General features: G+C 40.5%; 20 protein-coding genes. 9 read left to right on the top strand and 11 right to left on the bottom strand.

Annotation, left to right across the window (positions count from 1 at the left end; genetic code table 11):
• Positions 1 to 3: 3 nt before the first annotated feature.
• Entirely contained in the window at positions 4 to 927 is a 924-nt protein-coding gene (locus JK629_RS05450; RefSeq protein WP_202337600.1) for a PfkB family carbohydrate kinase, read from the bottom strand.
• Positions 928 to 1,075: 148 nt separating this feature from the next.
• Here JK629_RS05450 and JK629_RS05445 point away from each other — a divergent pair, with 148 nt between their 5' ends.
• Positions 1,076 to 2,641, top strand: coding sequence for a hypothetical protein (locus JK629_RS05445; protein WP_202337599.1), 1,566 nt, complete (start codon positions 1,076 to 1,078; stop codon positions 2,639 to 2,641).
• A 3-nt stretch (positions 2,642 to 2,644) separates the two neighbouring features.
• Here JK629_RS05445 and JK629_RS05440 read toward each other — a convergent pair whose 3' ends face one another.
• Positions 2,645 to 3,277, bottom strand: a complete 633-nt coding sequence (locus JK629_RS05440) for a ribonuclease H1 domain-containing protein (RefSeq protein ID WP_202337598.1) — start codon at positions 3,275 to 3,277, stop codon at positions 2,645 to 2,647.
• Positions 3,270 to 3,842: a phosphoribosylglycinamide formyltransferase gene (purN, locus tag JK629_RS05435; protein ID WP_202337597.1), complete on the bottom strand. Its 573-nt coding sequence runs from the start codon at positions 3,840 to 3,842 to the stop codon at positions 3,270 to 3,272. The genes JK629_RS05440 and purN overlap by 8 nt, the downstream gene beginning before the upstream one ends.
• A 223-nt stretch (positions 3,843 to 4,065) precedes the next feature.
• Between purN and JK629_RS05430 the strand changes: the two genes are divergently transcribed.
• The 5 genes from JK629_RS05430 to pyk all read left to right on the top strand — a co-directional run bounded on the left by JK629_RS05430 (position 4,066) and on the right by pyk (position 8,343).
• Entirely contained in the window at positions 4,066 to 4,299 is a 234-nt protein-coding gene (locus JK629_RS05430; RefSeq protein WP_014781833.1) for an acyl carrier protein, read from the top strand.
• A 10-nt stretch (positions 4,300 to 4,309) separates the two neighbouring features.
• Positions 4,310 to 5,563 carry a beta-ketoacyl-ACP synthase II gene (gene fabF, locus JK629_RS05425; protein ID WP_202337595.1) on the top strand — a complete coding sequence of 418 codons (1,254 nt, stop codon included), beginning with the start codon at positions 4,310 to 4,312 and terminating at the stop codon, positions 5,561 to 5,563.
• Between the two features lie 8 nt (positions 5,564 to 5,571).
• Complete coding sequence (gene rnc / locus JK629_RS05420; protein ID WP_202337594.1) at positions 5,572 to 6,315, top strand: ribonuclease III; 744 nt, start codon at positions 5,572 to 5,574, stop codon at positions 6,313 to 6,315.
• A 105-nt stretch (positions 6,316 to 6,420) separates the two neighbouring features.
• Entirely contained in the window at positions 6,421 to 6,912 is a 492-nt protein-coding gene (locus JK629_RS05415; RefSeq protein ID WP_202337593.1) for an IPExxxVDY family protein, read from the top strand.
• Positions 6,913 to 8,343, top strand: a complete 1,431-nt coding sequence (gene pyk / locus JK629_RS05410; protein WP_202337592.1) for a pyruvate kinase — start codon at positions 6,913 to 6,915, stop codon at positions 8,341 to 8,343.
• Here pyk and JK629_RS05405 read toward each other — a convergent pair whose 3' ends face one another.
• Positions 8,344 to 9,105 carry an SH3 domain-containing protein gene (locus JK629_RS05405; RefSeq protein WP_202337591.1) on the bottom strand — a complete coding sequence of 254 codons (762 nt, stop codon included), beginning with the start codon at positions 9,103 to 9,105 and terminating at the stop codon, positions 8,344 to 8,346.
• 49 nt (positions 9,106 to 9,154) lie between these two features.
• Positions 9,155 to 10,264: a DNA polymerase IV gene (gene dinB / locus JK629_RS05400; protein ID WP_202337590.1), complete on the bottom strand. Its 1,110-nt coding sequence runs from the start codon at positions 10,262 to 10,264 to the stop codon at positions 9,155 to 9,157.
• 70 nt (positions 10,265 to 10,334) lie between these two features.
• Here dinB and JK629_RS05395 point away from each other — a divergent pair, with 70 nt between their 5' ends.
• Genes JK629_RS05395 through JK629_RS05385 form a run of 3 tightly spaced genes read left to right on the top strand, consistent with a single transcriptional unit; the run spans position 10,335 to position 11,944 of the window.
• On the top strand, positions 10,335 to 11,000 hold the full coding sequence (locus JK629_RS05395; protein ID WP_202337589.1) for an NAD(P)H-binding protein: 666 nt from the start codon (positions 10,335 to 10,337) through the stop codon (positions 10,998 to 11,000).
• On the top strand, positions 10,981 to 11,460 hold the full coding sequence (locus tag JK629_RS05390; RefSeq protein WP_202337588.1) for a CYTH domain-containing protein: 480 nt from the start codon (positions 10,981 to 10,983) through the stop codon (positions 11,458 to 11,460). Before JK629_RS05395 ends, JK629_RS05390 begins: the two co-directional genes overlap by 20 nt.
• Positions 11,450 to 11,944 carry a YciI family protein gene (locus tag JK629_RS05385; protein WP_225626148.1) on the top strand — a complete coding sequence of 165 codons (495 nt, stop codon included), beginning with the start codon at positions 11,450 to 11,452 and terminating at the stop codon, positions 11,942 to 11,944. The genes JK629_RS05390 and JK629_RS05385 overlap by 11 nt, the downstream gene beginning before the upstream one ends.
• A 67-nt stretch (positions 11,945 to 12,011) precedes the next feature.
• Here the strand turns inward: JK629_RS05385 and JK629_RS05380 are convergent, their stop codons facing one another.
• From JK629_RS05380 to JK629_RS05355, 6 genes are all read right to left on the bottom strand, one after another.
• Positions 12,012 to 13,409: an efflux transporter outer membrane subunit gene (locus tag JK629_RS05380; RefSeq protein ID WP_202337587.1), complete on the bottom strand. Its 1,398-nt coding sequence runs from the start codon at positions 13,407 to 13,409 to the stop codon at positions 12,012 to 12,014.
• On the bottom strand, positions 13,396 to 16,560 hold the full coding sequence (locus tag JK629_RS05375; protein WP_202337586.1) for an efflux RND transporter permease subunit: 3,165 nt from the start codon (positions 16,558 to 16,560) through the stop codon (positions 13,396 to 13,398). Before JK629_RS05375 ends, JK629_RS05380 begins: the two co-directional genes overlap by 14 nt.
• Before the next feature lie 20 nt (positions 16,561 to 16,580).
• Positions 16,581 to 17,717 carry an efflux RND transporter periplasmic adaptor subunit gene (locus JK629_RS05370; RefSeq protein ID WP_202337585.1) on the bottom strand — a complete coding sequence of 379 codons (1,137 nt, stop codon included), beginning with the start codon at positions 17,715 to 17,717 and terminating at the stop codon, positions 16,581 to 16,583.
• 11 nt (positions 17,718 to 17,728) lie between these two features.
• On the bottom strand, positions 17,729 to 18,181 hold the full coding sequence (locus JK629_RS05365; RefSeq protein ID WP_225626147.1) for a GbsR/MarR family transcriptional regulator: 453 nt from the start codon (positions 18,179 to 18,181) through the stop codon (positions 17,729 to 17,731).
• A 123-nt stretch (positions 18,182 to 18,304) separates the two neighbouring features.
• Positions 18,305 to 20,692: a penicillin-binding protein 1C gene (pbpC, locus tag JK629_RS05360; RefSeq protein WP_262896520.1), complete on the bottom strand. Its 2,388-nt coding sequence runs from the start codon at positions 20,690 to 20,692 to the stop codon at positions 18,305 to 18,307.
• 6 nt (positions 20,693 to 20,698) lie between these two features.
• Complete coding sequence (locus JK629_RS05355; RefSeq protein ID WP_202337583.1) at positions 20,699 to 26,287, bottom strand: alpha-2-macroglobulin family protein; 5,589 nt, start codon at positions 26,285 to 26,287, stop codon at positions 20,699 to 20,701.
• Positions 26,288 to 26,480: the final 193 nt, after the last annotated feature.

Genomic DNA, 26,480 nt, shown 5'->3' with positions numbered 1-26,480 from the left:
TATTTAGGTTAATTTGATATCAAATTGTGTTAGGCTCTTAAATTGCTGCAAGCGTTGGTGCACTTCCCCGTTTGAAAGCTGAAGCAATCTTTCGGGACCAAATTTTTCAACACAGAACGAAGCAAGTGCAGAACCGTTAATGATGGCATTCTTCATATTATCATAGCTGTAATCGCCGGTTTTTGCCAAATAGCCAGTAAATCCACCTGCAAACGTATCGCCAGCTCCGGTTGGATCAAAAACTTCTTCAAGCGGAAGTGCGGGCGCAAAGAAAACATCATCATCGCTAAAAAGCAATGCGCCGTGCTCTCCTTTCTTTATAACCACGTATTCCGGACCCATTTCCATAATTTTATGGGCAGCTTTTACCAGTGAATACTCACCGGAAAGCTGTCTTGCCTCTTCATCATTAATTGTAATTACATCTACTTTTGCAATAACCTGCATCAATTCATTTAAAGCGCTATCCATCCAAAAGTTCATTGTATCAAGCACAATTAGTTTTGGTGAATCCATTTGCTCAATCACGCCCAATTGGACGAGCGGATGTAGGTTTCCTAACATCACCACTTCTGCATCGCGATATTCTTCGGGAACCTGTGGGTTGAAATCTGCAAGTACGTTTAAATCTGTTATTAAAGTGTCGCGGGTATTCATATCGTTGTGATATTTTCCGCTCCAGAAGAAGGTTTTTCCATCTTTCACGACCTCAAGGCCTGTAATATCCATCCCGTTTTCTTCGAGCATTTTTAGGTCTTTCTTCGGAAAGTCGCCACCAACGATTGAAACTATTGCACCATCAACTTTAAATTGGGAAGCTGCCAAACCTATATAGGTAGCGGCGCCGCCAAGAATTTTATCGGTTTTCCCGAAAGGGGTTTCAATGGCATCAAAGGCAACGGTGCCAACAATTACGAGTTTGCTCATAAAGGGTTTTTAAAGAGGGTGCAAATTTAATCAATTATTTACAATTTTAAGTACTTATAAAGTTGAAGAAATAATAAGATGATTTTTAAAGTAAAAAATCGTGATATGTAAAAAAATTGTAAATTCCGAAACTTTTAATTTCCTATGAATGAAAAACTTATGCTTTTTAATTTCGTTCTTTCTGTTTTTTCAATTTATATATCCCCAAGATGGCGTTCCGTTTAAAGAAAACAAACAATTTTATCTTCAGGGGAATTCCATACTTATTGGAAACAACATTTTGGGCGATGACCCCACAGAACCATTAATGGATATTGGCATTCCCAACGATGTTGTAAAAATGAAATATATAGATATTGATAATGATGAAACAACATTTAGCTCCAGTGAAGCTATTATAAAAAGCACTCCTGTAAAGCCCAAGATTTCATACGCCGCCCTTTATTGGTGTGGATTGTACCCTGATGAAAAAAGTGCACTGCGGAAATCTGGCAATAGAATGGTACACGTGGGTCGTGGCGAAAGGGATGCAGCGGTAAATTCAATATTGTTTAAAACACCTAGTGGAATCTATGAAACCTTAATCGGTAAAATAATTTTTGATAGTTACAATACGGAAGTTTTCAAAACCAATTCCCCCTATGTTTGCTATGCCGATGTTACCACAAAACTTCAGAATCTTGCAACTATTAACGGCACTTATACCGTTGCCAACGTTAAAGCCACCGAAGGTGAAATTTCGGGCGGCGGCTCTGCCGGTTGGCTTTTATATGTTATTTATGAGGACCCTTCGGAAAGCCCAAAATACTTCACGACCTATAATGGCCTGGTTGAAGTGAATAAAGAAGTCATCGATATAGATTTCAAGGGTTTTAAAAGCAAAGAAGAAGGCATTGTTAATACTACCATCGCTCTCGGAGCCATGGAGGGTGACCGGAAAATAAAGACAGATGAGCTTTTTATATTCGATAAAAAATCTGGAGATTATAAACCTTTAAGCAATAAAGTAAGGAAAGAAAAAAATTTTTTCAACAGTTCTATTACAATGGGTGATGAATTTTTTACAGATAGAAACCCACACAGCGCCAACACATTGGGTTTTGATTTATTGAAAATGGAAATCCCAAACCCAAACAATGACCTTTTGGACAATGCAAGCACGCAGGCAAACCTTAGGTTTCAAGCAAAAGCAGATCGTTTTTACTTGTTTTTTGTAGCATTTGAAACTGAAATTAACAAGGATTTTTTAGAAGAAAAAATAAATGTGGCTTCAGACCCTCTTGTTAGTGACCCTGCAGTTACAGAAGTTTCAGAACCTATTGTGGAGGAAAAGAAAATAGCTATTATTTCAACTGAAAAAAAGGAAATTAAACCCCTTGAAAAAGAAAAAGTAGTCGCCAAAAAACCCATTGTTCTTTCAGAAGAGGATAAAATAAAAAAGGAGGTCAGAATCCAATCGATGGCAGTTCCCGGTTTGGCTTCGGGCTATTACCTGGTTACAAATGTATTTTCCGTAAAAGAAAATGCTGTAAAATGGTCACAATTTTTAACTGAAAAAAGCTACAGCCCACAAACTTTCATCAACCCAAGAAATAACTGGAATTACGTATATGTTGCCCAAAACAATACTTTGAAACCTGTTTACGAAAAATGGAAAACCTATAAATATTTCGAATATTTTAAAGAAATCTGGATAATGAAAATTAATCTGTAAAATTTATTTCCGCCCAAAATCCGCAGGAATTTCACCCCAGGCCTTGGTTTCCCATTTCACTATTTTTGTTTCGTATTTATTGGTTTTGAGCCAGTTTTCGGCACGTGCAACCAATTCAAAAAGCGTTTTGTTTTTCGCAGATTGTTTTAGCTTTGTGTTGCATTTTTTCCTTTTTACCCAACCCATTGCAATTCGCGAATCACTGTAAATAATACGGTCGCTATTGTTCTTTTTCAGAAACGCCAATCCGTGAACCAAAGCTAAAAACTCGCCTATATTATTGGTTCCCTGCTGAAAAGGCCCTTGATGGAAAAGTTGTTTGTGCGTTTGGGTATCCACCCCGCGATATTCCATTTTTCCGGGGTTGCCGCTGGATGCTGCGTCCACCGCGATGGAATAAAGATTCGGTTCGCCTATTTTTTGAAGCTGTTCTTTGGAAAGTACTTTTTTTACAGTCTTTCCTTTATAATCTGAGTATTCTTTATTGTAAGCTTTTTTGGCTTCGGCGAAAGTTTCGAAGCTTTTGTACTGTGCGCCTTTTACCCCTTGTATGGAACGCTTACATTCTTCCCAACTGCCAAAAATACCAGCAGGATTTCCGAACCAGACTACGTAAAATTTTTGTTTTTTAGCCATTGCGAAGTACTTCTTCAATTATCCTCGGAAACCACTCGTATTCCAATTTATGTATCTTTTCAGCAACGGTTTCTGGCGTTTCTTTTTCTGAAAGGGTTACTTTTTTTTGTGAAATAATTGCGCCCTCGTCATAATTTTCATTCACATAATGGATGGTTATTCCTGTTTCGGCATCTTTCTTTTTTACAACAGCCTCGTGCACAAAGTTGCCGTACATTCCTTTTCCGCCGTATTTTGGCAGCAATGCCGGGTGAATATTGATTACCTTATTCGGAAATTCCTTCAGAATAATTTCAGGAAATTTCAGCAGAAAACCAGCTAATACTATTACGTCTGGACTCACTTCTTGCAAAATTTTTAAAACGCCGTTTTCAGAAAACAATTCATCCTTTGTAAAGAAAACCGTATTTACGCCAAGCTTTTCGGCACGATCCAAAACTTTGGCATCCTTCTTGTTTGAAAGCACGCGAACGACCTCGGCAAACTGGGTTCGTTGAAAGTATTTAATAATGTTCTCGGCATTGGTACCACTACCCGACGCAAAAATTACAATCCGCTTCTTCATTCCCGTTTCCAAAAGTTTTTCTCGAAGTAAATATTAACAAATAAAACACAAAAGTAAGGCAATAGGGTTTTACTTCGCCCAAAATTGTTTAAATTGGTTTTTCCAATTTTGTTGAAATGTGAAAATTCAAAATTATCAAAGGCACATTTTTAACATTAAATGGTGATTTCAATTAAAATATTTTATTTTTGCCACTTATAATTAAATTTAAAAATCAAGAATTATGTCAGACATTGCATCACGAGTAAAAGCGATTATCGTAGACAAATTAGGTGTAGACGAAAACGAAGTTGTAAACGAAGCAAGCTTCACTAACGACTTAGGAGCAGACTCCCTAGATACGGTAGAGCTTATCATGGAATTTGAAAAAGAATTTGATATCCAGATTCCAGACGACCAAGCTGAAAACATTGCCACTGTTGGTCAAGCAATTTCCTATATAGAAGCAGCAAAATAAGAATTCTTCTATGGAATTAAAGCGAGTTGTAGTTACAGGCCTTGGTGCACTTACCCCTATCGGTAACAATATTCAAGAATATTGGGATGCTCTTGTTAGTGGGAAAAGTGGCTGTGCGCCCATAACTTATTTTGATACTGAAAAGTTCAAAACAAAATTCGCTTGCGAATTGAAGAATTTCAACGCAGAAGATCATTTTGACAGGAAAGAAGCCCGAAAACTTGACCGTTTTGCCCAATATGCCCTTGTATCTTCAGATGAAGCCATACAAGACGCCGGAATAAACCTCGACGAGGTTGATAAATTTCGTGTTGGTGTAATTTGGGGAGCCGGAATAGGTGGGCTGGAAACTTTTCAAGATGAAGTAATAAACTATGCAGAAGGGGATGGAACACCACGTTTCAACCCCTTCTTTATTCCAAAAATGATTGCGGACATTGCGCCTGGAAATATTTCCATAAAGCACGGTTTCATGGGGCCAAATTATACAACGGTCTCTGCCTGCGCCTCCTCTGCCAATGCGATGATAGATGCACTAAACTACATACGTTTGGGGCATTGCGATATTATTGTAACCGGCGGTAGCGAAGCAGCTGTAACCATAGCCGGGATGGGCGGTTTTAACGCAATGCACGCCCTTTCTACCCGTAATGATAGTCCTGAAACGGCTTCACGTCCATTTGATGCCACCCGTGATGGTTTTGTTTTGGGTGAAGGCGCTGGCGCGTTGATCCTTGAGGAATACGAACACGCAAAAAAGCGTGGCGCAAAAATTTATGCCGAAGTGGTTGGCGGTGGGATGAGCAGTGATGCTTACCATATGACCGCACCCCATCCTGACGGTATTGGTGTGGAACGCGTTATGCTGAACACCCTGCGCGATGCCAATATGAGCCCGAATGAAGTGGATGCCATAAACACCCACGGAACCTCAACCCCTCTGGGCGACGTTGCCGAATTGAAAGCTATTGTAAATGTTTTTGGCGAGCACGCAAAAGACATCAATATTAATTCAACAAAATCCATGACCGGGCACCTTTTGGGAGCTGCCGGCGCTATTGAAGCTATTGCCTCTATTTTGGCAATGAAATACGGGATTGTTCCACCTACCATTAACCATACTACGGTAGATGAAAACATAGACCCTTCCTTAAACCTTACCCTCAATAAAGCTCAAAAACGCGATATAAAAGTGGCAATGAGCAATACATTTGGGTTTGGCGGGCACAATGCTTGTGTGCTCTTTAAAAAACTTGATGCCTAAAACAATTAATGGCCTCCATTAAAAACATATTTTCTTCCCGTTCAGACAAAAACGGGGAATTTTCCAATTCCCTAAAAAAAATATTGGGGTTTAACCCTAAAGACCTTTCCATATACGAAACCGCTTTCACCCACCGTTCTACCAACGAAAAAAATACCAGCGGCCAACCACAAAATTATGAACGTCTCGAATTTTTGGGAGATGCCATGCTAGGTGCCGTAATTGCTGCACATTTGTTCAAAAAAGTACCTGGAGGCAACGAAGGCTATCTTACCAAAATGCGCAGTAAGGTTGTGAGCCGTGAGCATTTGAATGAATTAGGCCGCGACCTACAATTGGTAAAATTTTTAAAAACCACCATTCCCACTCAGCAATTCAGTGGAAATATCTATGGAAACGTTTTTGAAGCCTTAGTGGGCGCCATTTATTTGGATCGCGGATTTAAATACTGCGAAAAATTTATCCAAAAAAGGGTCATCAAACCTTATGTGGACATCAAAAAACTGGAGGGAAAGGTAATCAGCTATAAAAGTCTTTTCATTGAATGGTGCCAAAAACATAAAAAACAGTTCACTTTTGAAGTTTATGAAGACAACGGCAAAGACGAACTGAAACATTTCGCCGTTAGATTAAAACTTGAAGATGAAATAGTGGCAAAAGCAAGGGCCACCTCAAAGAAGAAAGCCGAGGAACGCGCAGCCAAAAGAGCCTTTTACAAACTTCAAATTAAGGTTGATTCAGAAAAACCTTAGCTGCCAAAAGTTATTTTACCATCAAATTTAGCGATAGCAACCAAGTTCTTTCGTTAATCCCTTTAAAGTTGCCTATTTTTGTAAGTAGATATCTTGAAAATAGCAATGGCAAATCACAAATTGATTTTTGATGAAGATTTTGAAGAGCCCTACACGCTCATCGCCATCCATTGTAGCGAAGAAGCCTATAAAATGGCCTATCTCATGAATCGCCACTTAAATTTGAAGCTGAAAAGAAAACAAACCGACCTCGATTTTTCAACAGAAGGTTTGCTGATAACGTTTCCGCTATATGCTTTTGAAGATGTGCACAAATACACCCATTTTTACCTAATAGCCAACAAATGCAAATCGGTTGAAGCAGGGTTACAGTCCTCTGGTGGTCTATTTGCAGATTTGGTTTCAGAGAAATCGACAGCACATTATTTGCTTCCTGAATTTAAAAAAGTGGATTATTTTCTGAAAATTTACTCAGATTTTGAAACAGATCCACTGCGAAAAATACTTTCAGAAATAACCGGAATAAAACAAGTTATTTCAGCTTACACAGTTGAAATGGAAAATATAAAATCAAAAAACAATTTAATTTTCGACTAAATGTCAAATCAAAAAAGAACCAAAATAGTTGCAACCCTTGGCCCTGCAACTTCCAGTGAAGAAACCCTCAGATATATGATTTTGGAGGGTGTGGACGTATTTAGGGTGAATTTTTCGCATGCTGACTATACTACTGTCAAAAAAACAATCGCCACCATCAGGAAACTTTCCGAGGAATTGGATACACACGTAGGCATTTTGGGCGATCTGCAAGGGCCAAAACTTCGTGTGGGGATGATGAAAGAAGAAGTGATCGTGCAACCCGGCGATGAGCTTTTATTCTGCACTGGCGATGAGTTTGAGGGCAACCGCGAACGCGTTTATATGAACTATGACAATTTTCCGCGAGATGTAAACGCTGGCGAGCGGGTACTCTTAGACGATGGCAAACTTATTTTTGAAGTGCTCGAAACCAATAATGTAAACGAAGTAAAAGTAATGGTAATTCAGGGCGGACCGTTGCGTTCAAAAAAAGGTGTGAATTTGCCAAACACCAAAATTTCGCTCCCTGCCCTTACTGCGAAAGACAAAGAGGACGCCATTTTTGCCATTGAACAAAAGGTAGATTGGATAGCCCTTTCCTTTGTACGCCACGCCGAGGATTTAAAGGAACTTCAAGCGTTGATTGAAGCGCATTCGGAATATAAAATTCCCATAATTGCAAAAATTGAAAAGCCCGAGGCGGTCGAAAATATTGACAGGATCATCGCATATTGCGACGGCCTTATGGTAGCCCGCGGCGATTTGGGCGTAGAAGTGCCCGCAGAGGAAGTGCCCCTAATTCAAAAAGAATTGGTGCTTACCGCAAAGCGTGCCCGCATTCCCGTAATCATAGCTACCCAAATGATGGAAACGATGATAACCTCATTAACCCCAACCCGCGCCGAAGTGAACGACGTGGCAAACTCTGTTATGGATGGTGCCGATGCCGTGATGCTTTCGGGCGAAACTTCCGTGGGCAATTATCCAGTAGCTGTTATAAAAACAATGGCAAAAATCCTAAAAAGTGTAGAAAACTCTGAATTGATACGCGTGCCACAGGAGCCTCCGCAAATAAAAACCAACCGTTACGTTACCAAATCCATCTGCTACCACGCAGCACATATGGCCAATGAAATTGAGGCGCAAGCTATTTGCACTTTGACAAATAGTGGTTATACTGCTTTCCAAATTTCAGCATGGCGCCCTTCAGCTTTTATTTTGGCATTTACTTCTAACAAACGTATTCTTGCCCGTTTGAATTTACTTTGGGGCGTAAAAGCCTTTTATTACGACAAATACGTAAGTACTGATGAAACCGTGGACGATGTAAACCGGATTGCTTTTGAAAAAGGCTACGTGCACAAAGGCGACTATTTAATAAACCTTGCAGCTATGCCTATTGTGGATAAGGGAATGGTGAATACGTTGCGCGTTACGCAGGTGAAATAATTAGTCTGCTACTTCCGTCTTCTCAAGTTTCATCCCCTCCGCTTCTTTGGTAATAGTAACCGTATAGCCAAAACCAGTGGTTTTATAATTATACACTATTTTCTGAAGCTGGTTTTCATTTCGTGAAATTTGGAGTTCACTTATAAAATCGGTTTTCTTTTTCTCATTGTTTTGTTGCGTTTCGCTATTGGAACCCTTAGGATTTGGAAACGCAAACGATTTCGGAATTGCAAATAGTTGTTGCGCCGTAAAAAATGCCTCGTGCCATGTATCGGTTGGCAAAATCAAGGTTTCGGTTTTTGTAGGCTTGCTCGCCGTACCGCCCGTAGCTTCGGAATAACTCACTTTTGGAAAATCTTTCTTTAGTTCCTCAGCATAGTTTTTTGCGGAAGCATTTTCCCCGGGAGGGAAAAACTTTGAAAGAAAACCGTTAAAAGCAAACCCTTTTTGATTATTAAACTCCACCTCGTCCATCGCGCCATCAATTCCACCCACGTTCATCGTGGTTTTTCCTTCGGCCTTCACGATTTTCACTTTCGTGCCCAAGGGCATCACGGCAAGTTTCGCACTTTGCAGATTGGGAAATTCACGTAAAGTTAATCCACTTACAGCGGTAACGTACATAGCATTGGGCGCAGTTTCCGCAGGAATGGAATCAGTTACAACAGTCTGGGTTTCTTCGTTGGTTTTGGCGTTGTTTTTACAGGAAAATAGAAAGGTGAAACCTGCAAGGGCAAGAAGGGAAAAAGCTACGGTTTTCATAAATCTGGAGTTTTAAATTAGTTTAAAGATACGTAGCTTTCTATCATATTTAAAATTCAAGTTTAAGTTGTACATCAATCGATTCCTTCGGAACCTCTTTTTTCTTCGGGGTTTCATTGTTATTGTTTAGGTGTGAAATTGAAATGCCCAACAATCGTACCGACTCATACATTTTTTCCTGAAATAACAATTCTTTAACCACGTCCATAATAAGTTCTTTGGAGGATATATATAACGGCAAGGTTTTGCTGCGGGTTTGAAGCGTAAAGTCACGGTATTTAATTTTCAGCGTCACGGTCTTTCCCGCCAGTTTTTTCTTCTTTAATCTGCTTTCTACTTCAGCGGCTATTTCCTCTAATCTTTCAAGCATAAAAATTTCAGAGGAAATATTTTCAGAAAAAGTATGTTCGGCCGCCAAAGATTTCTGTGTCCGTGTAGGTTTTACTTTGCTATTGTGAATTCCACGGACAACATTGTAATAATACCCGCCACTTTTCCCGAAGTGTTCCTCTAAAAATTCAATCGATTTACTTTTTAAATCCTTTCCCGTAAAAATGCCCAAACGGTACATTTTCTCTTTGGTTACTTTCCCCACACCGTAAAATTTCTTTACATCCAAAGTTTCCAAAAAAGAAATTACCTCTTCGGGGCCAATTGTTTTCTGTCCGTTGGGCTTGTTAATATCGCTGGCAATTTTTGCCACAAATTTATTAACCGAAATCCCTGCGGAAGCGTTCAACCCTGTCTTTTCTTTTATCTTTTTCCGAATCTCGGTTGCAATCATTGTGGCGCTGGGATTGCCCTTTTTGTTTTCGGTAACGTCCAAATAAGCTTCGTCCAAAGACAGCGGTTCCACCAAATCGGTATATTCAAAAAATATTTTCCTAATTTGTTTCGAAACTTCTTTGTAGCGGTCAAAATTGGTTCGCACAAAAATCAAGTCTGGACAAAGCTTTCGTGCTACCGTCCCGCTCATCGCACTGCGCACACCAAATTTTCGGGCTTCATAACTTGCAGCGCTTACAACGCCACGGGCTGAGCCACCGCCCACGGCAATCGCCTTTCCGCGAAGCTCGGGATTGTCCAACTGCTCCACGGACGCATAAAAAGCGTCCATATCTACGTGAATTATTTTGCGGATGGGTAGTTCGTCCTGCATCTTACAAATTTAATATCTTTAATGTCTGGTTGAGCGCAGTCGAAACCTATTTTTAATGGAAACATATTCAATGAAAAAAACAGCAATCATTTTAGGCGCCACGGGCTTAACGGGAAGTATCCTGCTCAAAAAACTTTTGAAAGACCCTGCTTATGAAAAGATAAAACTCTTTTCGCGCAGCACTGCTGATATGAATTCCCCGAAAATTGAGGAGCATTTGATAGATATGTTCCAACTGGAAAACCATTCCGAAGCCTTTAAAGCCGATGTGGTTTTCTGCTGCATTGGCACCACAAAAGCCAAAACGCCTAATAAGGAAACCTATAAAAAAATTGATTACGGCATTCCCGTGACTGCCGCCAAGCTTGCAAAACAGAACGGAATTGAAACGTTTATCGTAATTTCGGCAATGGGCGCAGATGCCAATAGCAGCATTTTTTACAACAAAACAAAAGGTGAAATGCAACATGATGTTTTAAATCAGCATATTGAAAATACATACATCCTGCAACCTTCACTAATTGTTGGCGATCGTGAAGAAAACCGTTTTGGTGAAAAAGTTGCTACTTTTTTTATGAAGAGTTTCGGATTTTTGGTTCCGAAGAAATACAAAATGATAAAAGCTGAAACTATTGCTGAAGCGATGCTGGTTTTGGTGAAAAAAGAATTTCCAAAACAACAAATCACTTCCGATGAAATCAAACAAATAGCCCAAAATGCAGGAAATAGAACGTAAATTTTTAGTCACTTCCGAAGCTTTTAAAAATGAGGCGCACAAACGCACGCGAATCGTTCAAGGGTTTTTGAACACCCATCCCGAACGCACCGTGCGCATCCGCATTCAGGGAAACGATGGATTTTTAACCATTAAAGGAAAATCCAACAAATCTGGCCTTACGAGATTTGAATGGGAAAAACAAATTTCACAGGCCGAAGCTGAGGAATTGCTTCATCTCTGCGAACCGGGAATTATTGAAAAAACACGCTATGAAATTTTCTTTGACGACCATACTTTTGAAGTGGATGATTTTACGGGCGAAAACGAAGGTTTAATCATTGCAGAAATAGAACTTAATTCAGAAACCGAGCCCTTTTCAAAACCTGAATGGCTGGGAAAGGAAGTTACGGGCGATGTGAAATATTACAATTCAAATTTGAGTAAAAATCCTTTTAAAACTTGGAAAAGTGAAAGCTAGACTACTATTGATAATTTTAGGAATCACACTTTTTAGTTGTGAAACAAAAGTTGAGAAAGAATACATCACCGAGCCTTGCCCAGAGGAAGAGAAAATTCCAATGGCGCAGCTAAAAGAAGAACTTACTCAAAAAGGCTTTCAAACCTTCGATTATGTTGATGAAAAATCGGGCGACACCATTTTGATGCAGCAATATTTTATTGCATTCTTAAAAAAAGGTCCAACCCGCTCCCAAACTAAAGAGGAGGCAGACAGTCTTCAAAAACTGCATTTGGCACACTTGGGCAGGATGTATAAAGAAGGTTTTGCAGATATTTCAGGACCGTTTGGCGATGATGGCGATATTCGCGGCATCACCATTTACAACGTGCCCACCCAAAAAATGGCGGATAGTTTGGCAAATATGGACCCGATGGTAAAAGCGGGCAGACTGCCAATTGAAATCCACCCGTGGTGGGCTGCTAAGGGGTTTCCGTTGCGATAAAAAAAATCTGCCTTGAAAAAAAGTTTCAAGACAGATTTACAATCAACAATAAAAATTATGAAAAAAACTATCGCCAACCGCCGCCCAAGGCTTCGTATAAATCTACGATGGCCTGAAGCTGGTTATTCTTTGTGTTTATAAGGTTTAAGCTTGAATTAAGCGCATTTTCCTGCGCATTTAAGACTTCCAAATAGTTTGCAAAACCGTTATTCAAAAGTTCTTCGGAATAGCCTGTTGCCAAATTATAAGCTTCAAATTCCTTTTGGTTTACCTCAATTTTTTCGGTTGCGGACTCATAGTTATAAAGTGCGTCAGAGACTTCTTTACTGGCAGTAATAATGGCCAATCTAAAATCTAAATAAGCCTGTTCCTGCTGTGCCTGCGAAACTTCATACTGCGTGCGGATTTGTCGTTTGTTAAAAATAGGCTGCGTCAACCCGCCAATGATGGTTGCGAATAACGAATTGGCGTTGAAAAGTTTATCAATCTCAATATTTTGAAAACCTCCCGTTGCCGAAAGCGTCAATGAAGGATAGAAATTTGCGCGTGCTGCATTTGTAAGTTCGAAAGCATTCATCAAACTATATTCTGCCGCCATAACATCGGGTCTATTTCTGAGCAATTGTGAGGGAATCCCCGTGTTTAAAGGTATTTCGATATCTTGATTTTCCAAGTTTCCACGGCTTATTTCGTGCGGAGCACTTCCCAATAAAATGGACATGGTGTTTTCCAACAAGCGGGCTTGGTTTTTTAAATCGATTAAAATTCCCTGAGCGGTATAAAGCTGTGCTTCCGTTTGCTTTACGCCTACTTCGGTAACGTTTCCGGCTTCTTTTAAAGCTTGGGTAGTTTCCAGCCCCTTGGAACGCGTTTCAATTGTCTCTTCTGTAACACGTATTTGTTCATCCACCGCCAACAATTGGTAATAAACCGAAGCAATATTGGCAATCAACCTACTTTTTACGGCTTGGTGTGCTGCGATGCTTTGAAGGTATGAAGCTTGAAAAGCCCTTTCATTGCTACGTATTTTTCCCCAGATATCTGCTTCCCAAGAAAGACCAGCGCTCAATTCATATTGATCCAATGATGAAAACTGACCGCCAAACTGACCTCCGGCAGAAAATTCCTGATGAGTATATTTTGCATTTCCATTCAAAGAAGGAAAATATCCCGCCTTGCCTTGTTTTACATAAGCTTCGGCAATACGTATTTGCTGAAGCGCCACCCGAATGTCCATATTGTTTTTCAAGCCTTCTTCAATGTAACCTTGCAACAACGGATCCGTGAACAATTCCTTCCACGAAAGGGTCGCGATGCTCAACGTATCCTGTGGAAGATTTTCAGTTCGGTAATTTGCTTCATTTACCACTTGGGGCCGTTCATAATCTTTTGCGGCAAAGCATGAAACCAATAGCAATGGCAAGCTTGCCAATATCAATATTCTATATATACTATTCTTTTTCATCTGAAATGTTTTCTTCAATAGTTTCTAATTTTTCAGTCGGTGCACCGGTAATTTTTTCCTGTAACCATTGGAAAAGGATGAACAAAATTGGAATTACGAAAACGCCTATAATAGTTCCAATCAACAATCCGCCAACTGCTCCCGTACCGATTGAACGGTTCCCGGCTGCACCCACGCCACTGGAAAGTACCAACGGCATCAATCCTAAGATGAAGGCGAAGGAAGTCATTAAAATAGGTCGTAATCGGGCTTCGGCACCATCAATTGCGGCATCTAAAATAGATTCGCCGTGCTTTCTTCGCTGTAAGGCAAATTCAACTATAAGAATTGCGTTTTTCGCGAGCAACCCTATAAGCATTATGAGCGCAATCTGAAAGTAGATATTGTTTTGCAATCCCATAAACTGTGTTGAAATATAGGCTCCAAAAACCCCAACCGGCAATGAAAATAGAACCGAAAACGGCAATAAATAGCTTTCATATTGAGCTGCGAGCAAAAAGTAAACGAATACCAATGACAAAATGAAAATCATCGTTGTTTGGTTGCCTGCGCTTTTTTCTTCCAAGGTTAAACCTGAGTAAGCGATATCAAAATTGCTGGGCAAAGTTTGGCTAACGTCTTCAACAGCGGCAATAACATCACCCGAGCTATAGCCCGGCGCCGGCGCAGCAGTAACTTTTGTGGAATTGAACAAATTGAAACGTGTAACCGATTGTGGCCCATAAACCCGTTTCAGCGTAACGAATTGGGTAATTGGCGTCATTTCACCACTGGCAGTACGTACATAAATATTGTTCAAATCGCTTTCACTTGCCCTGTCTTCCGGCAATGCTTGAACATACACGCGATATTGTTTTCCGAAGCGGGAAAAATCTGCTGCGAAAATACTTCCTATATAACCTTGTAAAGTGTTGAAAATGGTTTGCACCGAAACCCCAACTTCTTTTGCCAATGGCACGTTCAGTATCATTTCATATTGCGGATAACGCGTGTTGAAAGAGGATTGTGCATATTGAATTTCAGGCCGTTGGCTCAATTTTGCAATAAACTCCTGATTGGTTTGGTCCAAATCTGTAAAGCTTCCGCCGGAACGATCCAAAAGGTTCACTTCGGCTCCAGCGGAGTTTCCAAAACCGGGAATACTTGGTGGCGAGAAAAATATAATTTGCGCCTCTGGAATTTGCGCAGCAATTCCGAAAAGTTGGCCAGTTATTGCCTGCACCGAAAGCGATTCGTCTTCTCTGTCTTTCCAATCGTCAAGCCTAATAAAGCCAAGTCCGTAATTGCTTCCCGCACCGCTGATCAAACTTCGACCGTCAATAACCGACGCACCTTGTACGCCAGGAAGGTCTTTTATTTTATTGTATAGTTTTAGGTTTACCTCACGCGTACGATCAATTGAAGAACCCGCGGGAAGTTCTACGTTCATAAAGATAATTCCACGGTCTTCATCGGGCACAAAGCCTGTTTTCAAAGTTGCAGATGACCACCAAATTCCCAAAACTGCCAAAAGCAAAATAACTCCAGTAATCCATTTATGCCTGTATAGGAAATGGACAGATCTTCCATAACGGTTTACAGTAGCTTTAAAACCTCTGTTGAAACCGTTAAAGAATTTCTGAATAAAACCTGGTTTATTGCTGTTTTGTTTTTCATCGTGACCTTTTAAGAAAAGTGCACTCAGCGCGGGTGTTAAAGTCAAAGCGTTTATTGCAGAAATAATAATTGCAACAATAAGCGTTACTCCAAACTGCTCATAAAATACTCCCGTAGGGCCTTTTATAAAAGTTACGGGGATAAACACTGCAGACATCACCAAGGTAATGGAAACAATAGCTCCGGAAATTTCGTGCATGGCTTTAAGCGATGCCTTTTTCGGGCTTTTCTCTCCTTCGTCAATCTTTGAATGGACTGCCTCGACGACTACAATAGCGTCATCTACCACAATACCAATTGCCAATACCAAAGCGAAAAGTGTCAGAAGGTTGATGGAATATCCAAATAAATTTAGGAAGAAAAATGTTCCAATAATCGAAACTGGTACCGCAATTGCCGGTATTAAAGTGGAACGAAAATCCTGCAAGAATATAAATACCACAAGAAAAACTAGCAGGAACGCTTCTACCAAAGTCATTACCACCTTTTCAATTGAGGCATTCAAAAAGTTGTTAGTATCATACGGAATATAATACGTGATGCCTTCGGGAAGATTGGCTTCCACTTGAGCCAATTCTACTTTTATAGCATCAATAATTTCCTGTGCATTTGAACCTTTCGTTTGAAAAATACCCATATTTACCGCAGGATTTCCATTGGTAACAGATCCACCTGCATAAGATTGTGCGCCAAGTTCTATTTGTGCAACATCGCTCAATCTCAAAAATTCGCCATTGCCCAAAGCTTTAATCACAATGTCGCTGTATTGCTGCTCAGTTTTGTAACGTCCCGGATATTTAATGGTATATGAAAAGGCTTCGCCATTATTTTCACCCAAAGCACCCGCCGCGGCTTCCAAACTCTGTTCTTTTAAAGCTGCCACAACGTCTGAAGGCATCAAGCTATAGGCTGCAAGTTTTTGAGGATTTAGCCAGATTCTCATAGAATAATCCTTTCCGCCAAAAACACTTACGTCACCCACACCGTTTACCCTTTGTAATTCGGGAATGACGTTGATTTTTAAATAATTCTGAAGAAATGTATCGTCATAATCTGGGTTCGTGCTGTAAAAGGAAAGAAACATCAACGCACTGGTTTGTTGTTTTGAAGTTGTAACCCCAGTTTGAATTACAGCTTGCGGCAACAGTGAATTTGCCCGTGCCACACGGTTTTGAACGTTTACAGCGGCAATATCGGGATCTACATCCTGATCAAAAAACACGCTGATGGAAGCCGTTCCGTTGTTGGTGGCAGTGGAAGTTAAATAGGTCATTCCTTCCACACCGTTTATCTGCTCTTCCAGCGGTATTACTACACTTTCAAGAATGGTTTCGGCATTCGCTCCTGGATACGTTGCATTCACCTGAATGGTCGGTGGGGCAATATCGGGATATTGAGTAATGGGCAGATTGGTAAGCCCCAAAATTCCCAAAATCACAATAATTATCGAGATAACCGTAGAGAGTACGGGTCTGTCTATAAATGTTTTTAACATGATTGGTTTTTCTTAAACGGTTATCTGAAAACTTTTTCAATAGGTTTGGCAATGCTGTCAAAAGGCATTTCCTGTGGATTTATTTTGGAATTTCCACGTAGTTTGTTTGCGCCTTTTGCAACAATTTTATCGCCTTTCTGCAAGCCGGAAGCTACCACGTAAAGGTTTCCAACTTCTGCCGTTGTCTCAATTTTGGTTGAAGTAGCCATACCATCTTCACCAACTTTATAAACATAAATACTGCCTTGTTGCTCATAAGTAGCTTCCTGCGGAACGACTACAGCATCGTTATAAACTTTTGGAACTTTTATTTTTCCGCTGTTACCGTTTGTTAAAATTCTTGAAGGATTATCAAAAACAGCTCTGAAAGAAATAGATCCTGTATTTGCATTTACCTGGGAATTAATGGTTTCAATGGTTCCTTCTTCTTCGTAAAGGCTTCCGTTTGCCAATAACAATTGCACTTTCGGAAGTTTTTTTATTTTTTCTTCAATATTTTTTCCTTCCGCATTTTGAATAAAATCCAAATATTCCTTTTCGTTCATTGAGAAATAAGCATACACTTTACTAATGTCTGAAACAGTAGTCATTGGAATTTGTGACGATGGGCTTACCAAAGCACCTTTCCGAAGATTTATGGAGCCCACATACCCATCAACCGGACTTTTAATGTTTCCGTAATCTATGTTTGCCGCAATGCTGTTATAACCACTTTTTGCTTGCTGAAGTTTTGCTTTGGCAGTTTCAAGTTGCACATTGCTAATAATGTTTTTTTCAACCAACGGTTTCAGTTTATCAACTTCCACTTGAGCCGCATTTACATTTGCACGGGCAGCGGCAGCATCTTGACTTAAGGTTTGAGTTTCGAGTCTAAATAGCGTTTGTCCCTTTCTTACTTTTTGACCCTCATCAACCAAAACATCAGTAATATATCCTGAAATTTTTGCATTTACCTGACTGTTTACAATCCCTTCAATACTTGCGGGATAGGTAGTAAACGCTGTAACAGTTTTCGTTGGAATTGATACAACCGGTAAAGTTGGGGCTTGTTGTGCCATTTGGGCCTGTTGTGCACTTTTGTCATCCCCACATGAAGAAAACAATAGCAGAATGCCTAAAGCTATGGGAAGTGAATGAATAAAATTTTTCTTTTTCATTGTTGATTTTATTAGTCGTTTTTGTTTTTTTCAATAAGTTTTTTCTGCAATTTTTCAACGGAAGCACTGGCTTGGGTTAGAAAGTCCAAATAATCTCTGTGAAATTCTAAATCAAATTTTTCTGAATCTTCCAAGGTTTCGTTCAATTCTTTTTTGTAATCCATAATTTCCATATGGATTTCCTTTTCGCAATTCCATTTTTTAATCATTTCGGTCATTGATTGAATCATCACATCCGGAATGAGGATAAAATACTTTTTTCTATCGCCAGATTTTGTGTAATACGTAATGCGGTTTGCGGCCTGAAGTGTAGTTAAATGCGTAAAAATTGTACTTTTGCTTGCCCCAAGTTCACAGACTAGCGATTCAAAAGTAATTCCTCTTTTTCCAGTTAAAATTAAGGTGGAAAGTATGCGTGCGGCCAGTGGGGCCAACTGTTCGCGACTCTCAATGTGTACTCCCAATTTTTCTATTATTCGTTCTCTTTTTGTCAAAATATCTCCTTCAGATTAAAAATAGGGCACAAAAGTACGTTTGGTTCGGAACATTACGAACCAAAGTGTATTAATTTTTTGTTAAATAAATTTTTAAGGAATTTGGGATGCCGATTTTATCTCGATTTGCTCACGAAGTTCATTTCCATCTTCGTCGGTTGCAGTCAAAATATATTTTCCGGGTTTAGGTGAAACGGCCAATTCGTGAAAGGTCTCGGTCTTGCCGATATATTTTGAATCCAAATACCAAAAAACGGTAGTTTCTGGCGAACGATGCGCAAGCTTAAAAATCACTTCGTTCACATTTTCGTCGAAATTCTTCGGAAGTAACACAGCTTCATTTTTCTTCGGATAAATAAACGCCATCAACTTTTCGCCTTCCTGCAAACAATTGGGCGCAAAGGGCGGCAAAATTTTATATTCAGGATGAAGTTGTGCATAATAATATTCCATCACCGGCGGCAGAACAAACCAGTTTTTTTGAACCATCTCCGAAAGTGGATAGCAGGAAGAATTCACGCGAAATTTTTCCGTCCCGACGCTTCGGGATAGAAAAACTGTTTGATGATAGGGGCAAGCTTCGGTTCGCGTTCCGTTTTTTGGAATCCACTCAGTTTTTGTTTCCTCACAGAAAAGCCCAGCGAGATGCCCACTTTTAGAACAAATTTCAACCTCAACCAATTCATCGTACGGCATTTTAAACCAACCGCTTTGGGGCAACATATTCAAAACATCGAACAAAACAGGCGCTGCGGCTTGAATTCCCGTCAATCCTGGACGCCCTTCGCCATCGGCATTTCCCACCCAAACCCCAATGGCGTATTTTGGTGTAACACCAACTGCCCATGCGTCCTTAAAGCCATAACTGGTTCCTGTTTTCCATGCAAGCGGCTGACTGCTTGTGAAAAACTCCCAGTTTTCCTCGCCGCTGGGACGGTTTACTTTTTCCATCGCTTCGAAAGTTTCATAAATTGCTCCAGCATTCCAAACAGAAGGTTTTTGCTGAATTTTCCCTAAATCGATTTTCTCGTGATTTTTCACATAAACAGGTTCCACAAATTCATTTTTTCGGTACTCACTAGAAGAATTGTTGAAGAAATTTAAGGTTGAAGCCATACCCGCATACCCTTTCGTAATATCCCACAGACTGCTTTCCGCCCCGCCCAGAATCAATGAAAGTCCATAATAATCCGCAGGTTTCTCGATTGCTTTTTGATTCGTTTTTTGCAGAATATTATAAAACCTTTGAAATCCAAAATCCCGTAACATCCTTACTGCAGGAATGTTTAACGAACGTGAAAGCGCAACACTTGCTGGTACTGCGCCGTTAAATTTTTTATCAAAATTTTCGGGCGTATAACCATTTACTGTCGTTGGAATATCTGCAACTAACATATTTGGAAGAATTTCACCAGCATCCAACATCGATGCAAAAAGAAAGGGCTTCAAAATACTGCCTGTGCTTCGTGGTTTTTCAATTACGTCCACAAAATTGTTATGCTCGCGCGTTGTTGGGGAATTGCCAACATACGCCAAAACTTCACGTGTATTCACATCCATAACCAAAACCGCGAGATTGTGGATTTGGTTTTGCGAAAGCTTGTAATGTTGCTCCTTCACAATATTATTCACCTTTTGCTGAAGCGAAAAATCGATCGTGGTTTCAATCCGTTTGCCAGGGTGTTCTTTTCGTATTTTTTCGGTTAAATGAGGGGCATATTCTGGCAATTGCAAGGGTTTTCCGGGGAGACTTTCTTCCAAAGCCAATTGATATGTGGTTTCATCAATCACTTCATTTTGAAAAAGTTTTAGCAACAGCGCATCTCTTTTTTGTTTCAGAATTTCCTCATTTTTTCCGGGAAAAATCAGCGCGGGCGCGTTGGGAAGCACCGCCAAAGCAGCCGATTGCCCCCAACTCAATTCGCTGGCGGGAATTCCGAAATAGCGCCACGAAGCGGTTTCCAAACCAACCACATTTCCCCCGAAAGGTGCAAAAGAAGCGTATAAATTCAGAATTGATTTCTTTTTGTAACCCGCCTCCAAACGTGTTGCTTGAAAAATCTCTATAATTTTCTCGAAATAAGTTCGGCTTTTATTTTGTCGGGAAAGGCGAATAACTTGTTGGGTGATCGTACTTCCGCCGCGACGGGAATCGGTGGTAAGATTGTTCCAAAGTGCTTTTGAGATGGAAACAGGATTGAAACCAGGATGCCAATAAAAATGCTCGTCCTCAAAATAAAGGATGCATTTTTCAAACCGCTCTGGTACAGAATCCATCTGTGGAAATCGCCACTGGCCGTCGTCCGCAATCCGAGCGCCGAGCATTTGTCCGCTGTTGCTTTCCGCAACGGTTGCGGTTGGAAAATTAAAAAGTAGCGATGGAAGACAGAAAAGCCAAACCACAAATAAAATCAGCAGGACACTGAGTTTTATTTTGTGCCTGCTGATTCTTTTCTTTATTTCAGATTTGTCAAATTTCAAAAGACATTACAACTCAACCGTTACCCACATTCCTTTGTTCCGCGCATAATATGAATTATCATACATAGCTTCTACTTGCGTTCCCGGCAAATAATACGTTCCAAGATAGGAAGCATTTAATTTCACGCTGAAGGTCTTCGTTTGTCCAGCAGTTAAATCAAAAAAGAAATTCACACGGTCGTCGCGAATGTCAGTATAACGTGCATTTCCACTTGCGCCTCCTCCCAATTCAGAAAAGCTGGTGTTCACGATTTCCCAACCGCTAGGGAAGATTTTTGAAAGTGCCACATTGTTTATCCAATCATTTGACGTGTTTGTAACACTTACTTTCGCAAGGATTTCCGTTCCTTGTCGCAATTTAGTAACATCTATGACTTTTCCATCTCCTCCCAAATATTCAGATTTTATTGATAAGTTACGCTTTTCGGCAAGCTCTTTCCCTAAAGGTAATTTTCCGCGTTGCGAAAGCGTAACGTAAACCACATTTCCTTTTTTATTGGTCACCGAAACTGAGTTGCTTCCCATTAAAAAAGAAAGGTCGCGTTGCGCAATAGCTCGATCCGTTTTCACTTCAACGGTTTTTCCACCATTTGTAAACGTAAGCTCCATTGCTTTTCCGCCGTTTTTAGCAACCATTTTCGCCATCGCCATCAATGCATACGATGTTTCCTGTGTGCTGTACCAATTTCCTGATGACAAATCTTTCGCTACGGAAATGGCTAAATCACGTTGTTTCGAATCTCCCAATAATACCAAGGTTTCCAAAGCCATCGCTCTATTTCTGAAAGGTGATCCGTAGGTGTAATAATCATATCTCTGAGAAACAAAATTGATATTCGCTGTTTGTGCGATTTGCTGAGCAACTTCTTTTTTTCCGGCCAAAGCATAAGCAGCGACCAATCGCCATTTGGCATCGTTACTAAGCTCTTTACTTTCGCGAAGGCGGTTCATCGCGGCGAGCTCTGGTTTTCCCGCCAACGCCAAAGTGTAAAGTCTGTATGCCTGCGTCAAACTTGAGTTGTAACGCGTATAGCTATTTCGCCATTGCCGTGCGGTGTTTTGCTGATACAGCAACCAATTGCTCATAAAACTGATTGGCAAAGCGTATCCTTTTTGCTTCGCTTCAAGCATAAAATGTCCGGCATAATTAGTCGCCCATTCATCGGCTTCACGCTCTCCGGGCCAATATGCAAGTCCGCCATTTGCAATTTGGAATCTGCCCAAACGCTCAATTGCCGCTTTTACATTTTTCTCAATTTTCTTCTTTTTATCAAAAGTTATGTCGAAAACATCTGCCAAATACAACTGCGGAAACGCTGAAGAAGTAGTCTGTTCAATGCATCCGTATGGATAATGGATTAAATATTCCATACGTTTTCCGAAATCCATCGGAGGCAAAGTCGAAAATTCAAGCATCGCAGCGTTGCTTCCGGGTACACCGAAAGTTTCAAAATTGATTGTTTGGGAAGCGTTTCCGTCCACAGTGTAATTTGTGGATTTCTGAGAAATCGGATTCGGATTTTCCACGTCGATTTCCACTTTATAACTTGCCTTTTCTCCGTTTCCGGAAGCGGTAACTTCAATGGTTTGGAATTCCGTGGTTGGCAAAACTTCAAATTCAAAATTCACAATCTGTTCGCCCGGTCCGCTGAAAGAAACCGTTTTTGAAGAACCGTTTTTCGGTTTAAGCGCATCGCCAGTTTTCACAGAAATGGTGGCGGTTTTCACTTTATTTTCCATCGCGAAAACCGTAACGGGAAGCACCACAGTTTCACCCGGAGATAATTTCCGCGGAAGCGAAGCCAGCACCATCAAAGGCGTACGGACGGGCGTTGTTTGTTCGACACTGCCGTAGGCACTTTTGGTATTATCGCCCGCAATAACCATGGTGCGAACGGAGCCGATGTAATTTGGCATTATAATATTATGACTTGCGGTTTTTCCGGCGGCGAGTTCAAACGGTCCAAGATATTTCACAACAGGTTTAAATCTGTCGGCTTTTCGGTTTTTTGCACCCAAAGCCGCATCGCCACCACCGATTGCGTAAATATTATCGACACTGCCGGAATACGCGCCAATCACGTAATCGAACATATCAAAAGTTTTCACTCCAAGTGCTTCTCGGTTGTAAAAGGCTTCGTGAATATCGGGCGTTGCAAAACGTGTTAAATCCAGTAAACCTTCGTCAACAACAGCAATGGTGTAAGTCATCGGTTTGTTGTTTTCTTCGGAAACTTTTACGGTGAATTGCTTTTCGGGTTTTAAAACTTCCGGCATCGTGATTTTTGGATGAAGCACCGTTGATGGGTCTTCCACCGAAAGCGGAATTACACCGTAAAGTCGTATCGGCAAATCGTTTTTGGTCTGGCTGTGCGGCTGAAGCAGCGAAATATTCACATAAATATTCGGAGCCATTTCCTTCGTGATTTTTATTGCGGCTTTGGTTTCGCCTTTTCTGGTTTCAATCCAATGCGTAGCCAAAACTTCGGTGCCGTTTTCAACACTAATTAAAGCATGCCCATCACTTCCCGAAGGAAAAGTTATAAACGCTTCTTCGCCAACATTATACTTTTCTTTATCTGAAGAAAAAAGCAACATCCGCGCACTTTCCGCATCGCCGTCACTTGGGCGTTGCCACCAATTTCTGTAGAAATAAGTGATTCGTCCCGTTGCGTGGCCGGATTGTTTATCGATGACGCGAATTAAATAGCGTCCGCCTTCCTCCTCAGGAATATTTACGGTGAATTTTCCTTTTCCACTTCCATCAGTTTTTATGGTGAATTCCTTTACGGGACGATGCACGGTTGAATTTTCATAAGTTGAAAGATTGTCTCTTCCGCGGTTCCACCACCAACGCCATTCAATTTTAAAAACTTTCACTTCCAGCTCCCGATTGCCTGCAGTTTTGCCTTGAGCGTCTACTGAAGCTACGTCAAAAGTTGTATTTTCATCCGTAAAATAGGAACCGTAGCGGCCTGCTTCGGGTGATTTTAACCCGACGAAATGTGAAAACGGCGCCAAATCTTTTGAAAAAATATCTATGGAGAAATCGCCACCGCCTTCGTACACTTTCGTTAAAAAAGTAGCTTTCAACATGCCGGGCGCGTTCTTTCCAATCTCCAAATTTTGGCTGAAAGAATTGCTTCCTTCCGAAGAAAGTTGCGTGTCCAAAACGGGGATTTCCACCTCATCAAATTTTCGGATTGGGTCGATGAAATTGTATTTTGGAAATTTCGGGAAAGAAGAGTTGCTCGCGCGAAGGGTGGCGGTCATATCAATTTTTAAATTCCGCGCAGGCGAGCCATGAAGCCACATTACGCTCGCTGTCCCTTTTACTGGTTTTGTTGCATCTAGGATTTCATCTTCAAAATCAAGTTTGATTTTTAAACGGTTTGGTTTAATAGTCGCCACTTTTAACGTGTGCGAAAATTGCGCCCCACCAACTGTCACGGTTGCGTTCCAATTTCCGGTGGGTGTCGAAGCATCGGTTGCTATTGGGAAATAATAAAATCCGCCTTTTGAAGAATTGGTCTGCTGAACAGTGCGATAGACAAGTTTTCCACGAGCATCGGTAACTGAAAGCGCTACGGGATGATTTTTAGGCAGTGGGTTTGCGTTATCGTTCAACACAAACGTAAGGTGAATACTATCGCCGGGGCGGTAAACACCGCGTTCGGTATACGTATATCCTTTCAAACCCTTTTGCAGTTCCTTCCCAGAAATATCGAAATTACTCATGGAAAGTGCATTGCCATCCTCCAATTTTACGTAAGCGAAATTGTTTCCTTTTTGGGCCACGGCGAAAGCTGCATTTTTTGAACCGTCATAAAGCGTCATTCCATCGCCTTCCGTAGTTACGGTCTCAATAAGTTGCTGCTGATAATTGAAAAGCTTCACTTTTACGCCACCTTCCGGCTTTGCGGTTATCAAATTTGTGGCAATGAAATGATACGAACGATTGTTTCCTTTTTTCACAATCAAGCCCAAATCTGAGCCTAGAATATTTGCGGTAACTACTCGCTCTTCGTTATAATATGCGGGATGGCAGGGATTGTCTTGCTGTTCCCAATTGTAGGTATAATTCCGCCAGCGGTAAATTTCGTTATCCCAATAGCGCTCTTCGCGAAGTTCTTCATCTTCGGAGGAATCGTGCGTGTAATATGAATCTTCTTCGTAGTAATCATCGTAATATTCATCGCCTTCCTCAGCATTTTCATCTGAAATTTCTTCGGAAGTGGTTTCGCTACAATCATAAGTGATATAATCTTTTTTGAAGCTGAGTTCCAATTGATAAATGGCGCCGGGATCTGCCTTAAAATATTCCGAAAGGTTTATGGCATACGCTTTCCAGCTACCATTATCGCCCAAATCGGTATTTTTAAGTTCGATGGTTTTTTTGGCAATTCTTCTTCCAACTCGTTTGATGTCGTAGGTGTTGTTATCGTTCAAATTATAACTTTGAAGAAATTGAAGGACGTTGTTCTCGTAAATTTTAATCACTCGAACGTCAACTTTTGAAAGATTTACTGCCTCAAAATAAACGGGCGTTGAAGCGGAATTCGGAAGAATTACGCCTTTTGAAATCATCCTTACGGCGGGTTTCAACTGTTCAAAGGAAATCAATTCTGAAAATTCCTTTTTTAAACCGAAACCTTCGGTATTTTTGATTCCCGTAAAAACGGTGACTTTTACATTGCCCACAACGCGGTTGGACGGGTAAACGTTTAGAACATTTCCGTTGACTTCATAGCGCAGATCCTGTATATTTTCAATGGTAACCAAACCTGCAAAATCCTGATTTTCCAGCAAAGGATCTGAAAAGTTGATACTCAGCAATGCTGCTGGCGCCAAGGTGCTGCTGATGTCAACGATTGTAAAATTGTTTTGGCCTGGAATTGCAAAGGTATTTTCACCTTTGTTTTCAGCGCCGATTGGTTTGCCGTCCCATTTTATTAGTATTTCGGAATCGTCTATTTTTCGGCTGATGCTATCAATTGTAAAGTTAAAATAGCGCGCTTCTTTTTCCTCCGACGGCCATTTCAGTTTCAATTTTTTTCCATCTTGGGAGGCAGAAACCAATTGCTTCGCTTTTTCCAAAGAAATAACATCCGAGGCTTCAACGGATGCTTCTACATACTGCCATTGTTTGCTGTAGCTTTGAAGTTTTCCCAAATCAACTTTAAAATTTGGGGTAATGGTATGAAAACTGAAGGTATAAGATTTGAATTCTTTTGAAATGTCTTCGTAAAATTTATCCAGTTTTACGGTAACGGTGTATTCAGTATCAGGATTTAAATATTCGAAAGGTTGAAAAATTAACGTTTTGCCATTTTCAACAATCAGTTTACCTTTTGTAGCAGATGAAATTTTTAAATATTCATCGGCAGCAAGTTCCTGTGTTAGGTCAAATTGTTCCAACGGTTTTACAAGTTCCACCCGAATATCTGTAGTGATGGATTGGTTTCCGTAAGTATTATAGGAAATATATTCTTTGAATTTAAAAAGGTTGTCGGTTTCGGAATGTTTGTCCTTGTCTTTGCAGGAAAAAACGAATAGCAATAAAAGAACAGGCAGAAACTTGAGATGAGTTTTCATAAGCGATGGTTAAAAGCATTTAAAAATAAGGCAAAATGATTGTGCTGCAAAGCAAAAACCGATTCGTTTTGTTTTGGAAATAATTACTTAAATACTTTTTTGGGTGGGAGATTAAATTGGTAACGTGGGGTTGTTTTCAAATCGTATTTTAGGATTTAACATTTGGGAGAGAATTAACAGAATGGCAGCAATT

The sequence above is a fragment of the Aequorivita iocasae genome, assembly GCF_016757735.1.
Lineage (GTDB): Bacteria > Bacteroidota > Bacteroidia > Flavobacteriales > Flavobacteriaceae > Aequorivita > Aequorivita iocasae.
This window is presented reverse-complemented; position numbering and strand designations above follow the sequence as displayed.